At 72.6% G+C, this 13,986-nt stretch carries 12 protein-coding genes; 4 read left to right on the top strand and 8 right to left on the bottom strand.

Annotation, left to right across the window (positions count from 1 at the left end; all coding sequences use genetic code 11):
- Positions 1-108: 108 nt before the first annotated feature.
- Both ACIO9J_RS22615 and ACIO9J_RS22610 read right to left on the bottom strand, forming a co-directional pair.
- A complete protein-coding gene (locus ACIO9J_RS22615; RefSeq protein ID WP_402002302.1) occupies positions 109-1,659 on the bottom strand; it encodes a phytoene desaturase family protein in 1,551 nt (516 codons plus the stop codon).
- An 81-nt stretch (positions 1,660-1,740) separates the two neighbouring features.
- Complete coding sequence (locus ACIO9J_RS22610) at positions 1,741-2,394, bottom strand: TetR/AcrR family transcriptional regulator (RefSeq protein WP_402002299.1); 654 nt, start codon at positions 2,392-2,394, stop codon at positions 1,741-1,743.
- Positions 2,395-2,483: 89 nt separating this feature from the next.
- On the opposite strand from ACIO9J_RS22610, the gene ACIO9J_RS22605 reads away from it, so the two are divergent.
- Positions 2,484-3,455 (top strand): zinc-binding dehydrogenase, encoded by a 972-nt coding sequence (locus ACIO9J_RS22605; RefSeq protein ID WP_402002296.1) that lies wholly within the window; start codon positions 2,484-2,486, stop codon positions 3,453-3,455.
- A gap of 40 nt (positions 3,456-3,495) precedes the next feature.
- Here ACIO9J_RS22605 and ACIO9J_RS22600 read toward each other — a convergent pair whose 3' ends face one another.
- Entirely contained in the window at positions 3,496-4,950 is a 1,455-nt protein-coding gene (locus ACIO9J_RS22600) for an amidase (protein ID WP_402002293.1), read from the bottom strand.
- A 149-nt stretch (positions 4,951-5,099) separates the two neighbouring features.
- Between ACIO9J_RS22600 and ACIO9J_RS22595 the strand changes: the two genes are divergently transcribed.
- Complete coding sequence (locus ACIO9J_RS22595) at positions 5,100-5,708, top strand: TetR/AcrR family transcriptional regulator (RefSeq protein WP_402002291.1); 609 nt, start codon at positions 5,100-5,102, stop codon at positions 5,706-5,708.
- On the opposite strand, the gene ACIO9J_RS22590 is transcribed toward ACIO9J_RS22595, so the two are convergent.
- From ACIO9J_RS22590 to ACIO9J_RS22575, 4 genes are all read right to left on the bottom strand, one after another.
- Complete coding sequence (locus ACIO9J_RS22590) at positions 5,702-7,942, bottom strand: tetratricopeptide repeat protein (RefSeq protein WP_402002288.1); 2,241 nt, start codon at positions 7,940-7,942, stop codon at positions 5,702-5,704. The genes ACIO9J_RS22595 and ACIO9J_RS22590 overlap by 7 nt on opposite strands.
- Positions 7,924-8,859 (bottom strand): oxygenase MpaB family protein, encoded by a 936-nt coding sequence (locus ACIO9J_RS22585; protein ID WP_402002286.1) that lies wholly within the window; start codon positions 8,857-8,859, stop codon positions 7,924-7,926. The genes ACIO9J_RS22590 and ACIO9J_RS22585 overlap by 19 nt, the downstream gene beginning before the upstream one ends.
- Before the next feature lie 99 nt (positions 8,860-8,958).
- Complete coding sequence (locus ACIO9J_RS22580; protein ID WP_402002283.1) at positions 8,959-10,542, bottom strand: alpha/beta hydrolase; 1,584 nt, start codon at positions 10,540-10,542, stop codon at positions 8,959-8,961.
- A gap of 90 nt (positions 10,543-10,632) precedes the next feature.
- Positions 10,633-11,823, bottom strand: coding sequence for an acyl-CoA dehydrogenase family protein (locus ACIO9J_RS22575; RefSeq protein ID WP_402002280.1), 1,191 nt, complete (start codon positions 11,821-11,823; stop codon positions 10,633-10,635).
- Positions 11,824-12,040: 217 nt separating this feature from the next.
- Here ACIO9J_RS22575 and ACIO9J_RS22570 point away from each other — a divergent pair, with 217 nt between their 5' ends.
- Positions 12,041-12,550: a DinB family protein gene (locus ACIO9J_RS22570; RefSeq protein WP_402002277.1), complete on the top strand. Its 510-nt coding sequence runs from the start codon at positions 12,041-12,043 to the stop codon at positions 12,548-12,550.
- 111 nt (positions 12,551-12,661) lie between these two features.
- Here ACIO9J_RS22570 and ACIO9J_RS22565 read toward each other — a convergent pair whose 3' ends face one another.
- Entirely contained in the window at positions 12,662-13,084 is a 423-nt protein-coding gene (locus tag ACIO9J_RS22565) for a ferredoxin (protein WP_402002275.1), read from the bottom strand.
- Positions 13,085-13,164: 80 nt separating this feature from the next.
- On the opposite strand from ACIO9J_RS22565, the gene ACIO9J_RS22560 reads away from it, so the two are divergent.
- Positions 13,165-13,854 (top strand): YoaK family protein, encoded by a 690-nt coding sequence (locus ACIO9J_RS22560; RefSeq protein WP_402002272.1) that lies wholly within the window; start codon positions 13,165-13,167, stop codon positions 13,852-13,854.
- The last annotated feature ends 132 nt before the right edge of the window (positions 13,855-13,986 follow it).

The raw sequence follows: 13,986 nt of genomic DNA, 5'->3' as shown, positions 1-13,986 counted from the left end.
GCTTCCTGCGGGGAAATGTAGGTGCAAGGCCTGCCCAGCGCTCCACCGGAATCCCCGGCTCCCACAAGGAGCCGGGGGTTTCTTGCGTTCTGCGGCGGACAGCGGTCGTCAGACGCCCATCGTAGCCATCGCCGCGTTGTGCCCCGGGATGCCGCTGACCCCGCCGCCGCGCACCGCGCCCGCGCCGCACAGCAGGACGTTGGCGTGCCGGGTTTCCACGCCCCAGCGGCCTGTGTCCTCCTGGGCGTAGGGGAAGGCGAGGTCGCGGTGGAAGATGTTGCCGCCGGGCAGCCGTAGGTCCCTTTCCAGGTCGAGGGGGGTCTTGGCCTCGATGCAGGGGCGGCCTTCCGCGTCGAGTGCGAGGCAGTCGGTGATCGACTCGGCTAGGTGCTGGTCGAGCTGCGCGAGCGTGGATTTGAGGAGTTCGGCGCGCACCGCGTCGTGGTCGCGGGTGAAGAGCCTCGCGGGCGTGTGCAGGCCGAAGAGCGTGAGGGTCTGGTAGCCGCGCTCCACCAGGGCGGGGGCGAGGATCGTCGGGTCGGTGAGCGAGTGGCAGTAGATCTCGGACGGCGGCGCGGTGGGCGGCGCGCCCGCGGCGGCCTCGGTGTACGCGGTCGCGAGCGCCTCGTACCCCTCGCCGATGTGGAAAGTCCCGGCGAACGCCTCACGCGGGTCGACGGAGGTGTCGCGCAGCCTCGGCAGCCGCTTCAGCAGCATGTTGACCTTGAGCTGGGCGCCTTCGGCGGGCGGGGGCGGCGCGTCGCCGAGCAGTCCGGCGAGGGCCTGCGGGGAGGCGTTGACCAGGACGTGCCGGGCGGCGACGGTGTGTTCGCCGTCGGCCGTCGCGTACGTCACCTCGGCGCGCTGCCCGTCGGACTCGATCCGGGTCGCCTCACACCCGGTGCGGATCCGGGTGCCCGCGGCGCGTGCGGCGTCCACGAGCGCGTCGGTGAGGGCGCCCATGCCGCCCACGGGGACGTTCCAGTCGCCGGTTCCGCCGCCGATGACGTGGTAGAGGAAGCAGCGGTTCTGCCGCAGGGACGGGTCGTGGGCGTCGGCGAAGGTGCCGATCAGGGCGTCGGTGAGGACGACTCCGCGCACCAGGTCGTCGGCGAAGCGCTCCTCGATCGCCGCACCGATGGGCTCTTCGAAGAGGGTGCGCCAGGCGGTGTCGTCGCCGATGCGGGCGCGCAGTTCGTCGCGGGTGGGCAGGGGGTCGGTGAGCGTGGGGAAGACGCTGCGGGCGACCTGTCCGGTCATGGCGTAGAAGCTCCGCCACGCCTCGTACTCGCGCTGGTCGCCGGTGAGCCGCGCGAAGCCCTGCCGGGTGCGGGCCTCGCCACCGCCGACGAGCAGCCCGGTGGGGCGGCCCGCCCGCTCGGTGGGCGTGTAGGAGGAGACGGTGCGCGTGCGCACCCGGAAGTCGAGGTCGAGGTCTCTGACGATCTTCTTCGGGAGCAGGCTGACCAGGTACGAGTAGCGGGAGAGTCGTGCGTCGACCCCGGGGAAGGGCCGGCTGGAGACGGCGGCGCCCCCGGTGTCCGCGAGCCGCTCGATGAGCAGCACGGACCGGCCGGCGCGGGCGAGATAGGCGGCGGCGACGAGACCGTTGTGACCACCGCCGACGATGACGGCGTCGTACGCATCGCGATCAGGCATGCCCCTTCCTAGCACGGGCCGGGGCGTCAGGGGCCCGCCCGTGAAGGACAGGCGCGCCGCAGGGCGCGGGCGTTCGCCGGGTCACGGGAACGCGAGTCGGGCGGGCGCCGGCAGCGGGGTGGACGCGGGGCGGGCCTCGAAGGCCTGGATGACGTACGCCGCGAACCGGCGGGAGGCGCCGACCTGGGCGGTGGTCGACGCGCCCCTGATCCCGCAGTGCGCCATGAGCATCAGGATGAGGTCGTCGAGGACGAAGTCGGGGCGCAGCCGGCCCGCGCTCTTGGCCCGCTCGGCCAGCTCGCCGATCGCCCGCACGGTGCGGGCGCGCTCCTCGGCGATGTCCGGCGCCCCCACCGTCGTCCCCTCGGGCACCGCCTGTGGCGAGGCCGTCAGGAACGCTTCCGTGAAACCCCGGTCGCGGGCGTGCTCCTCGCAGATCCGCTCGATCACCCGGCACAGGCCGCGCCACGGATCGGGGTCGGCGCACCCTTCGTCGACGACGCGGTGGCAGGCGCGCATCTGGTCGGCGAAGACGGCCGCCGTCAGCGTCTGTTTGGTCGGGAAGTGTCGGTACAGGGTGGCGGGCCCGACCTCGGCGCGGCGGGCGACCTCCCGCATCGGAACCTTCAGGCCCTCGGTGGAGAACAGCGCGCGGGCCGCGTCGACGATCCGCGCGCGGTTGTCCCGCGCGTCGGAACGCAGCGGGTGAGTCAATTGCTCGGGAGTCACTCTCACTTCGGCTAAACGGACGGGGGCGTCCGTTACGTTCCCGCATCGGGGGACGAACCCGTTCCCACCAGGGACCGAAGAGAACGGAGAGCCCGTTGAAGGCAATCGCGATCAAGGCGTACGGCGACCCCGAAGGCCTGGCCGTGGTGGATCTGCCGGCTCCGGCGCCCGCCGCGGGGCAGGTGCTCGTCGCGACGGAGGCCGTGGGCGTCGGCGGCGTCGACACGGTGATCCGCAGCGGCGCGCTGGCAGGACTCGGCTTCACGGAGGGCCATGTCATCGGCAGCGAGGTGGCGGGAAGGGTCACCGCGGTCGGCGACGGCGTCGACCGCGGGTGGATCGGCCGTCGGGTCTGGGCGTTCACCGGCAGGGGCGGCGGCTACGTCGAACAGGCCGTCGCCAAGGTGCAGGACATCACTCCCCTTCCCGAGGGTCTCTCCGCGATCGACGCGGTCACGCTGGGCAGTGCGGGAACGGTCGCCCACTTCGGCCTCGCGCACGCCCATCCCGCTCCCGGTGAATCCGTGCTGGTGCGGGGCGCCGCGGGCAGCATCGGCCTGATGGCGGTGCAGCTCGCGGCGGCCCGGGGTGCCGGTGCCGTGGCGGTCACCACGTCGTCCGCCGAACGCGCCGAGCGGCTGCGCCTGCTCGGCGCGACCCATGTGCTCGACCGCTCAGGCGACGGCGGGGACGACGCCCCCGACGCTCCCGACGGCTACGACGTCATTCTCGACGTCGTGGGAGGCCCCGGCATGCCCTCGTTCATCGACCGGCTGCGGCCCAACGGCCGGATGATCGGCGTCGGCGTGATCGCGGGCTGGCCACCCGCGGACTTCGGCGCGCGGCTCCTGGCCGCGTTCGGGAAGTCGCTGACCTTCGGTTACTTCAGTGCCGATTCCATCAGCGCGACGGACCTCGACACCGTGCGGAGCGAACAGTTCGCCGCCGCGAGCCGGGGTGAGCTCAAGACGGTGGTGCACGAGGTGCTGCCGCTGGACCAGGCTGTGACGGCACATCAGAAGATGGCCGCGGGAGAGGTGTTCGGCAGGATCGTGCTGACGCCGTAGCGGCTACGAGAGCCGCGGCCCGCGCACCGGGGCAGGCGTCTCAGGCCCGTGGCGCGCCGTCTCCCGCCCACACCGCGGGGGTCAGGTGCGCCCACGGGCTCGCCTGTTCGAGCTGGCCCGCCAGGCGGAACAGCTGGTCCTCGCGGCCGTACTCCGCGGCGAACTGCATCCCGATCGGCAGTCCCGTCGCGGGCTCGGCCGGGCCCGGCACGGACATCGCGGGCACGCCCGCCACGTTGAACACCGCGTTGAACGGCGCCATGTCGAACAGGCGGCGCAGCCAGCCGAGACCGTCGAGTTCCGCCGCGCCCTCGGCGTGGGTGCCGAGCGGCAGGGGCAGCTCCGGCAGGGTCGGGGTGAGCAGGATGTCGTACGTGGTGAAGTGCTGTGCCAGGCGGCGGGAGAGCCGGTTGCGGAGCGCGAGCGCGTCGACCAGCTCGGTGCCGCCGACGCTCCGCCCGTAGTGGTAGCTGGCCAGGACGGGCGGCTCCAGGGTCGAGGAGTCGACGGGCCTGCCGGTGGCCGCGGCCAGTCCGTCGATCGAGGCGGCGAGGTTCGCCGTCCACTGCCGGGCACTGGCGAGGAGCAACTCCTCCCAGGTGACGCCGAGTTCGATCTCGCTCTCCGTCACCCGGTGCCCGAGCGATGCGAGCAGTCGTACGGTTCGGGAGAGCGCTTCGGCGACGGGCGCGGCGGTGCGTCGTCCGCCCCAGGCCTGGGCGAGCACGCCGATCCGCAGCGGGCCGGGATCGCGGGTGACCTCTTCGGCGTACGGCCGCGAGGGCTCCGGCGCGGCGTACGGGTCGCCCGGCTCCGTGCCGCGTATCTGGTCGAGCAGGACGGCGCTGTCGCGCACCGTGCGGCTGATGCCGCCGTGCACGGCGAGTCCGTTGAACATCTCGTCGAAGTCGGGGCCCCAGGAGACCCGGCCCCGGGAGGGCTTGAGTCCGAAGAGTCCGTTGCAGGCGGCGGGGATGCGGATCGAGCCCGCCGCGTCGGTGGCGTGCGCGAGAGGGACCACACCGGCGGCGACCGCCGCGCCCGCCCCGCCGCTGGAGCCGCCCGCGCTCAGTGCCGGGTCCCAGGGATTGCGGGTCTCGCCGTACAGCACGGGTTCCGTCGTGGTGCTGTAGGCCATCTCCGGCGTCGCGGTCCTTCCGAACGTCACGAGCCCTGCGCGGCGGAAGCGCCGCATCAGGGCGGAGTCGGCGGCGGCGACGTGGCCGGCCGCGAGGCGGCTGCCCAGTTCCATGCGCCGCCCGGCCATGGTGACGCCGATGTCCTTGATGAGGAAGGGCACTCCGGCCAGGGGCGCGCCGCCCGGCACGGGGTCGTCGTCGCTCGGCCAGGTCTCGACGACGGCGTTGATCCGCGGATTGACGGCCTCCGCCGCCTCGCGTGCGACCTCCTCGAGGTCGGCGGAGGTCACCTCGCCCTTGGCCACCAGTTCGGCGAGCCCGACCGCGTCATGGCCCACGTACTCACTGATCTTCACTGTCACTCCCTGCGAAGAGAAGGAACGGTACCGATGAGTCCCTGATGATACCGATCGGTATCGCTCGGGACGGACTGGTACCGTAGCAGCACCTGAGAGGGCCCGGCGCCGGGCGGGCCCGGCCTCGTACCGGACGTCACGGAGAAGTCATGGCATCGACCGTCAGCAGGCCGGGCAGGGTGGCGAAGCTGCCGCCTCGCGAGCGCATCCTCGACGCGGCCGAGGAGCTCTTCCAGAGCGAGGGCATCCGGCGGGTGGGCGTGCAGGCGATCGCCGAGCGGGCCGAGACCACCAAGATGGCCATCTACCGGCACTTCGAGACCAAGGACGCGCTGGTCGCGGAGTGGTTGCGGATCGTCGCCGCCGACTATCAGGCGGCGTTCGACCGGGTCGAGGCCGCACATCCCGACCGGCCCGTGGAACAGATCCTGGGCCTGGCCCGCTTCATCGCCGAGGGGCTGCCCGCCGTCTCGCACCGGGGCTGCCCGTTCATCAACTCCCTGGCCGAACTGCCCGACCGGGACCACCCCGCACGGCGGGTGATCGAGGAGCACAAGGCCCGCCAGACCCGTCGTCTGGTCGGCATGTGCGCGGCCGCCGGACTGCCCGACCCCGAGCAGAGTGCCGCCGAGATCACCTTCCTGCTCGAAGGCGCCCAGGTCAGCACGCAGAACGGGAGCATCGACCGGGCCGGGGAACGGCTCATGCGGATCATCGAGGCGATCGTCGAGCGGGACCGGTCCTCCGGCGGTCAGTGACCGCCGGGTGCGCGCTGCTGGCGGAGCGCCGCCACCCTGCGGTACAGCTCCACCGCCTCCGTGCCACGGCCCAGTTGCTCCAGGCAGTGCGCCTCGTCGTTGCGGCTCGCGAGCGCGTCGGGGTGGTCGGCGCCGAGGACCTGTTCGCGGGCCGCGGCCACCCTGCGGTACTCGGTGAGGGCGTCGGCCCAGCGGCCCAGCCAGCCGAGCCCGACGGCGACCTCGCGGCGGCTCACCAGCGTGTCCGGATGGTCGGCGCCGAGCACGCGCTCGCGGATGGCGCACACGTCGCGCGCCTCGGCGAGCGCTTCCTCCCAGCGGCCCTGCCTGCCGAGGTTCACCCCGAGGCCGTGCCGGGCGCGCAACGTCTCCGGATCGGCGGGCCCGTTGACGCGCGTCCGGTCGTCGATCAGATCGCGGTAGAGCTCAAGGGCCTCGCCGCTGCGGCCGAGCCTGCCCAGGCTGATGCCGACCTCGTAGCGGGCGGCGAGCGTGTCGGGGTGGTCGGCGCCGAGCGCCCGCACCCGCGCGTCCGCGACCTCGCGATAGGTCTGGAGGGCCTCCGGCCAGCGCCCCAACTGGCCCAGTGCGTACGCCACTTCGTACCGCGTGACGAGCGTGTCCGGGTGGGCCGGGCCGAGCACGCGCGCACGGGCCGCCGCGACCTCCTCGGCGAGCCGGTAGGAGTCCTCCAGGCGGCCCAGGCGGCTCAGGTTGTAGGCGAGGTTGTGCCGGCAGCGCAGCGTGTCCGGGTGGTCGGGGCCCGCCGTGCGTTCCCGTACGGCGAGCACCGCGGTGTACGTCTGGTGGGCCTCGAAGTGCCGCCCGAGCTGGCCCAGTACGTACGCCATCTCCTGGCGGGCGGCGAGCGTCTCGGGGTGCTCGGGCCCCAGGGAGCGCTCCCGCCCCTGGGCGACGCGGCCGTACTCGCGCAGCGCGTCGGCGGCGCGGCCCGTGCGGCTGAGGGTGAACCCCACCTCGTAGCGGCTGGCGAGCGTGTCGGGGTGGTCGGGGCCGAGCGCGTGCTCGCGCTCGGCGGCCACCGCGCGGTGCACCTCGCCCGCCTCGGCCCACCGGCCGAGCCTGCCGAGACTGAGGCCCGCGTTGTGTCTGCTGGTCAGGGTGGCCACCAACTCGGCCGAAGGCGTGGGCCGTTCGGGCCCGCGCGGCGCGGCGGCCCGGCGCGCGTCGACGCGCGGGATCCACTCGCCGGTCAGGCCCGCCGCCGCGTCCGGCGGGGTGGTGCGCAGCACGGAGGCGCCGCTGGCCTTGTGCCCGGTGGTCATGCCGCGGGTCCAGGACGGCAGCCGCGGCTCGTGGGAGGGCGGCTGTTCGGGGCGGCGCACGGGCGGGGTGACGACGGTCGGCACGTACGAACAGCTGCTGCGGCCCGCGGTGATGCGGCGGCCCAGCTCCCGTGCGTCGTGCGGCCGGTCGGCGGGTTCCTTGGCGAGCAGGTCCAGGACGGCCCGGTCGAAGTACGCGGGCAGTTCGGCGCGGTGGCGGCGGGGCGGCTCGGGGGTGGTGTCGCGGTGACCGACGAGGACGGCCCAGGCGTCCTCCAGGTCGAAGGGCGGGGCGCCGGTGGCGATCTCGTAGAGCACACAGCCCAGGGAGTAGAGGTCGCTGCGCTGGTCGACCGGGTCGCCGCTGATCTGCTCGGGCGACATGTAGTGCGGGGTGCCCATGGCGATGCCGGTGCCGGTCAGGCGTGAGGTGAAGCCGATGTCGGCGCCGAGCCGGGCGATGCCGAAGTCGCAGATCTTCACCGTGCCGTCGGACAGCCGCATGATGTTCGCGGGCTTCAAGTCCCGGTGCACGATGCCCTGTTCATGGGTGTACGCGAGGGCGGACGCGACCTGTTCGGCGATCTCCACCACGTCGTCGACGGGCAGCGGGTGCTGTTTGTTGTCCTCCAGGAGCTGGCTGAGATTGCGGCCCTCAAGCAGCTCCATCACCAAGTACAGGACGCCTTCGTACTCGCCGAAGTCGTGCACGACGGTGACGCCTCGGTGCTGGAGCGCGGCCGCGACTCTCGCCTCGCGCCGGAAGCGCTCGCGCAGTACGCGCGTGAAGGAGTGGTCGTCGTGCTGGGGCCCCATGGGTTTGAGGCACTTGACGGCCACCCGGCGGCCGAGCGACTCGTCGCGTGCCCGCCACACCTCGCCCATGCCGCCGCGCCCGATCAGATCCAGCAACCGGTAGCGGCCGTGGATCAGCCTGGTGTCCGCCATCTCGTGCTGTCGCCCCCGTTGTTTCGCTGCGCCCTCCCCGGCCCGTCCAGTATGGCGGCCCGTCTGTCGAGTTTGTACGGTGCCGGACGGCTGCCGGGACCGAGCCGTGCCATGGCGCGCAGGATGTGCTTGGGCGGAAGTTGCCAGCGCACACGCGCGGGGATGGTGCGCAGCGCGGTGCCGGTGAGGCGCAGGCGGCGCGTCACCGTCGCGGGTGCGGGCGCGGCCCTGCCGTACAGGTCGTGGGCGTACGGAGGCAGGGAGGCGTACGCCAGATCGGCCACGCGCCGCCACAGCAGGGCGCGCGCGGGGACGAGCAGGGCGTGGGTCGGCGGCCGCCGCAGGAAGTCGTCGACGGCGCGGGCCTCCGCCCCCGCGACGAGCTCGGGCCGCACCTTCTCGAAGTACGCGGCGAGTTCGGCGGTCGACGCGGGGACGCCCGCGGGATCGAGGCCGACCAGGCGCGCGCTCTCGCGGTGCTCGGCGACGTACCGGTCGGCCAGTTCGTCGCTGATCGGGAGGCCCGAGCGGCGCGCGACGTGGAGGTAGGAGTCGATCTCCGCGCAGTGCACCCAGAGCAGCAGCTCCGGCTCGTCGACTCCGTACCGCTCCCCCGTGTCCGGGTCGATGGCCTTGAGCATGGTGTGGATCTTGCGGACGCGCGCGCCCGCCTTCTCCGCCGCCTCGGTGGTGCCGTACGTCGTGGTCCCCACGAAGTGCGCGGTCCGCATGAGCCGGCCCCAGGCGTCCTTGCGGAAGTCGGAGTTCTGCATGACTCCGCGGACCGCGCGCGGGTGCAGTGCCTGGAGGTAGAGCGCGCGGATGCCCGCCACCCACATCATCGGGTCGGCGTGCGTCTGCCAGGTCACCGAGCGCGGGCCGAAGAGCCCCGGATCGGCGCCGGTCGCCATCGTCATGGTGCGCCCCCTCCTCCTGTCCCGACCGTCCTGGTCCCCCGTCACTGACCGGCGGTCAAAACCAGGTTAACGGCGGAAGCGCGGCATCCCCAGGCCGGATCAGGTGTCGGTCGGGGCAGGGGCGCCCAGCCCGAATCCCCGCACCGCACGGTCGGTGCCGCCCTCGCCGGGCGTGGCATGGCAGGTGATGTCGTGGTCAGGGAGATCGCCCGTGATGAGGTAGCCCATGGCGGCGTTCTCCGCACAGGCGTTGCGGGCGTCGCCGAACACCACGCCGTGACCTTCGCCCTCGTCAACGGTGACCATCCGCGAGCCCCTGAGGGCGCGGTGCATGGCGCGGGCGCCGGTCAGCGGGGTCTGCGAGTCCCACTCGTTCTGCACGATCAGCGACTTGGCGTCGTTGTCGACCTTGGTGGGAGGCTCGGCACCCTTCGGCCAGTAGGCACAGGGGATGATGCTGGAGACGAAGTCGCCGTACAGCGGGTAGCGAGCCGCGTCACGGACGGCGTCACGACGGTAGACGCCCGGGTCGCGCGGCCAGGGGGCGTCGGCGCACAGGACGGCCGTCTGGCTGGCGATCTCGTTCTCGGTGCTCTCGTCGGCGGGCAGGCCGGGCACGCTCTGCCCCTCGGCGGCCTTCTTGAGCATGGCCACGGCCTCGGCACCCGTACGCACGCCGTACAGTTCCCGCCGCAGCAGATCGCGTACGGCCGGGCCGTCGACCGTCACGTCGCCGAACACGATCGGCTTCTTGTCGGCCTGCGCGACGAGCCCCCAGAAGGTCCGGGCGACCGCCGCCGGGGAGCTGCCGAGGTGGTACTTCTGGTCGTGGTCCGCGGTCCACTTCGTCCACCGCTGGAAGGCCCGCTCGCCCTCCGGGGCCCAGATCCGGAACATGCCACGCCACATCCGCCCCGGGTCGACGGCGCTGTCGAGCACGAACCGGTCGACGCGGTGCGGGAACAGCTGCATGTAGACGGCGCCGAGCGCCGTGCCGTACGAGACGCCGAAGTACGTCAGCTTCTTCTCGCCCAGCACGGCTCGCATGACGTCCAGGTCGCGGGCGGTGTTGCGGGTGCTGTTGTGCGGCAGCCGCTCTCCTGCCGTCTTCCGGCACTTGGCGGCGAAGGTTCTGGCCCAGGCCTCGTTCGCCGCGGCGTCGGCGGCGGAGCGGGTGACGCGTGGGTAGGGCAGCTCGTCGGGGGTGAGCCCGCAGCTGACGGGCGTGCTCCTGCCGACTCCTCGCGGGTCGAAGCCCACCATGTCGTACTGGTCGAGCAGGGCCTTCGGTAACGCCTCCGCGGCCTCGACCGGCAGGTCGAGGCCCGGTCCGCCGGGCCCGCCCGGATTGATGGTGAGGATGCCGCGCCGCTTGTCCGGGTCGCTCGTCCTGACCCGGGAGATCGCCACGTCGATGCGCTTGCCTTCGGGCGCGCGGTAGTCGAGCGGCACCTTCAGGGTGGCGCACTGGAACGCGGCGGGCTTGTCGACGGCGCACCGCTTCCAGGTGAGTTTCTGCCGCGTGTACGGCGCCAGCGGGTCGGCGGAGCCGCGTTCCGCGGGGGCGGCCGCTCGTCCGGGAGCGGCGGATGCCACCCCGGTCGCGAGCCCCGGCGCGAGCCCGGCGACGACGCCGAGCGCGAGCAGCGGCACCAGGCGCCGCCGGTAGGCGAGTTGCTGCACGAGACGCTCCTTCTGTTCGGTTCAGGTCACCGAACAGTGGGACGCAGCGGGGGCCCGCCCACCTCCCTCACGCGGGGAGGCGGGCGGCCGTCAGCGGCGCACCCGCGGCATGCCCAGGCCGATCCACGAGATGATCTCCCGCTGGATCTCGTTGTTGCCGCCGCCGAAGGTGAAGATCACCGCGGACCGGTAGCCGCGCTCCAGTTCGCCGTGGAGCACCGCGCCCGCCGAACCCTCCTTCAAGGAACCCGCGGCGCCGACCACTTCCATCAGCCAGGCGTAAGCGTCACGGCGTGCCTCGGAGCCGTAGACCTTGACGGCGGAGGCGTCCTGCGGGGTGAGGGTGCCCTCCTGGACGGCGTTCACCATCTGCCAGTTGAGGAGCTTCATCGCGTCGAGCCTGGTGTGGGTCCGCGCCAGGCGCTGGCGCACCCAGTTCAGGTCGATGACGCGGCGGCCGTCGGCGAGTTTGGTGTCCATCGCCCAGCGCTGCACGTCGTGGAGGGCCCGGATGGCCATGGTGCCGTGGGCGGCGAGGGTGACGCGTTCGTGGTTGAGCTGGTTGGTGATGAGCCGCCAGCCCTTGTTCTCCTTGCCGACCCGGCGCGACGCGGGGACGCGGATGTTCTCGTAATAGCTCGCGGTGGTGTCGTGCGAGGCGAGGGTGTTGATGAGCGTGCAGGAGTAGCCGGGGTCGCTCGTCGGTACGAGGAGCATGGTGATGCCCTTGTGCGGCGGCGCGTCGGGGTCGGTGCGGACGGCGAGCCACACCCAGTCGGCGGTGTCGCCGTTGGTCGTCCAGATCTTCTGCCCGTCGACCGTGTAGTGGCCGGTCTCCTCGTCGCCCTCCCGCACGGCCCTGGTCTTGAGGGCGGCGAGGTCGGTGCCCGCGTCCGGTTCGCTGTAGCCGATGGCGAAGTCCAGTTCGCCGGAGAGGATCTTCGGCAGGAAGTAGCTCTTCTGCTCCTCCGTACCGAACTGCATGATCGTCGGGCCCACGGTGTTCAGTGCCATGAGCGGCAGCGGAACACCCGCCTGCGCCGCCTCGTCGAAGAAGATGAACTGCTCCATGGGCGAGAGGCCGCGCCCGCCGTACTCCGCGGGCCACCCGACCCCGAGCCAGCCGTCCGTGCCCAGCCGCCGGACCGTCTCCCGGTAGAACCGCTTCTGGGCGGCGGGATCGCCGTATCGGGCATAGGCGTTGTCCGGCACCAGCTCGGTGAAATAGGCACGCAGCTCGGTGCGCAGCCGCTGCTGCTCAGGCGTGTATTCGAGGTGCACGGCCCCTCCAGGCTCAGACTGGCTGATGGCTGACTCGGTCCCGGACTTGACGGCGCACACAGTAGAACGCGTTTCAGTAATAGGGAATGGCGGCGGCGCGGGCAGCTTCAGCGGGTGCCTGTTGGACGGCTCGCCCGGGGCGGCGGTGGCGCGTCGTGGATACTTGCCCCCGATCGCACGTACCGCACCATGTACCGCACCGAGGAAAGGCACGTCAGTGACCGGGGACCAGCGTGTAGGACCGCCCAGTGCCGGCAGCGAGCGCGAGACGCTGCGGGCCTTTCTCGACTTCCACCGGGCGACCCTCGCCATGAAGTGCGAGGGCCTCACGGACGAGGAACTGCGGCAGCGGTCGATGCCCCCGTCCACGCTGTCGCTGCTCGGGCTCGTGCGGCACATGGCGGAGGTGGAACGCGCCTGGTTCCGCCGGGTGTTCGAGGACAACGACGCGCCGATGGTCTGGTCCGACGAGATCGACTTCCAGGCGGCGTACGACGCGAGCGCGTCGACCAGGGACGAGGCGTTCACCGCGTGGGAGGCCGAGGTGGCGCACTCACGCCGGATCGAACAGGCCGCGGAATCCCTGGACCTGACCGGGCATCAGCCCCGGTGGGACGAGAAGGTGTCGCTGCGGATGGTGATGGTGCACGTCCTGCTGGAGTACGGGCGCCACAACGGGCACGCGGACTTTCTGCGGGAGGGGGTGGACGGGACAGTGGGGGCCTGAGGGCTCATCGGCTTCGGCTTCGGCTTCGGCTTCGGCTTCGGCTCCGGCTCCGGCTCCGGCTCCGGCTCCGGCTCCGGCTCCGGCTCCGGCGGATGTTCCGGCGGGCCGGGCTCAGCCCAGCGTCGCCAGGAAGTCGTCGCAGGCCTTCGCGCACCGGCGGCACGCCTCGGCGCAGTGGTCCGTGGCGGCCCGGCGGTCGCAGAGGCTCGCGCACTGGAGGCAGATCGCGCGGCACCACTCGACCTGCATGCGGACCCGCTGCTCGTCCTGGTCGCCCTGCTCGGCGAGCACCCGCGACGTCGCGTCGCACACGTCCGCGCAGGCCGAGTTGAGGCGCGGGGTGGCGCCGGGGGCCGCGGGACCCTGGCGTACGGCGCAAGCGCGGACGCAGTCCTCACACGCCTGGGCGCAGGCGAAGCGGTCCTCCAGGTAGCGGACCAGGTCCTCGTGACACACCTCGGTGTCGGTGCGGTCGGCCGGGTGCGGCGGATTCGACAGAGTCGGCAGGGCCGGCGGGGACGGTGTGACGGTCACGGAACCCCTCCCTTCGGTTCCCCACGGGTAGCCGTCACGCCATGCCTCAAACGCGGCGCCCCGCGCGGTAGAACGGCGACATGACCGCACACCCCGCAAGCCGATCCGTGCCGACCGCGCGGATCGGGAACCGTCACCCCCTGTCCCTGGTCCTCATCACGCTGACCGCCGTGAGCGGGCTCGTGGACGCGATCTGCTACCTCGGCCTGGGCCATGTCTTCACCGCGAACATGACCGGCAATGTCGTCGTCATCGGGTTCGCGCTGGCCGGAGCGCCCGGGTTCTCGGTCACCGGCTCGCTGGTGTCACTCGCCGCCTTCCTCACGGGCGCCGTGGTCGCGGGCCGGCTCGCGCGCGCGTTCCGCGACCGGCACCGGGTGCCCTGGGTCCGCGCCGCGGTGTGGGGCGAGGCGGTGCTGCTCGGCATCGCCACCGCCGTCGCGTTCGCGACCGGCGGGCGGCCGCCGTATCCCGTGATTGCCCTGGTCGCGCTGGCGATGGGACTGCGCAACGGCACGGTGGGCAAGCTGGCCGTCCCGGACATGACCACGACCGTGCTCACCCGCACGCTGGCCGCCCTCGCAGCCGAGTCCCGGCTCGCGGGCGGCACGGACGCCCGCTCCGTACGCCGGATCATCGCCGTGGTCGCGATGCTCGCGGGCGCGATCCCCGGCGCGTGGCTCGTCCTCCACCACGGAGTCGCCTGGCCCCTGCTCCTGAGCACGGTGATCGTCACGGCGACGGCCGTCGGCTACCGGGAGCGGGAATGACTCAACTCCCGGAAGGTATCCCGCTTTAGACAATGTCTCGGTTTGGTCTCGGTCCCGTGCGGTGCTGAACCCGGTGGCGTTCGGCGCCCGTACTCACGCTGCGACGGCACGAGTTGGGCGGCGCCCGACACG

The sequence above is a fragment of the Streptomyces sp. NPDC087300 genome (genome assembly GCF_044744425.1).
Classification (GTDB): Bacteria; Actinomycetota; Actinomycetes; order Streptomycetales; family Streptomycetaceae; genus Streptomyces.
This window is presented reverse-complemented; position numbering and strand designations above follow the sequence as displayed.

Bases quoted from the DNA above. Each gene is read 5' to 3' on its own strand.
- ACIO9J_RS22585 (WP_402002286.1), bottom strand. From the start codon at position 8,859: ATGACGATGGCGACCGGCGCCGATCCGGGGCTCTTCGGCCCGCGCTCG.
- ACIO9J_RS22590 (WP_402002288.1), bottom strand. From the start codon at position 7,942: ATGGCGGACACCAGGCTGATCCACGGCCGCTACCGGTTGCTGGATCTG.
- ACIO9J_RS22615 (WP_402002302.1), bottom strand. From the start codon at position 1,659: ATGCCTGATCGCGATGCGTACGACGCCGTCATCGTCGGCGGTGGTCAC.
- ACIO9J_RS22595 (WP_402002291.1), top strand. From the start codon at position 5,100: ATGGCATCGACCGTCAGCAGGCCGGGCAGGGTGGCGAAGCTGCCGCCT.
- ACIO9J_RS22560 (WP_402002272.1), top strand. From the start codon at position 13,165: ATGACCGCACACCCCGCAAGCCGATCCGTGCCGACCGCGCGGATCGGG.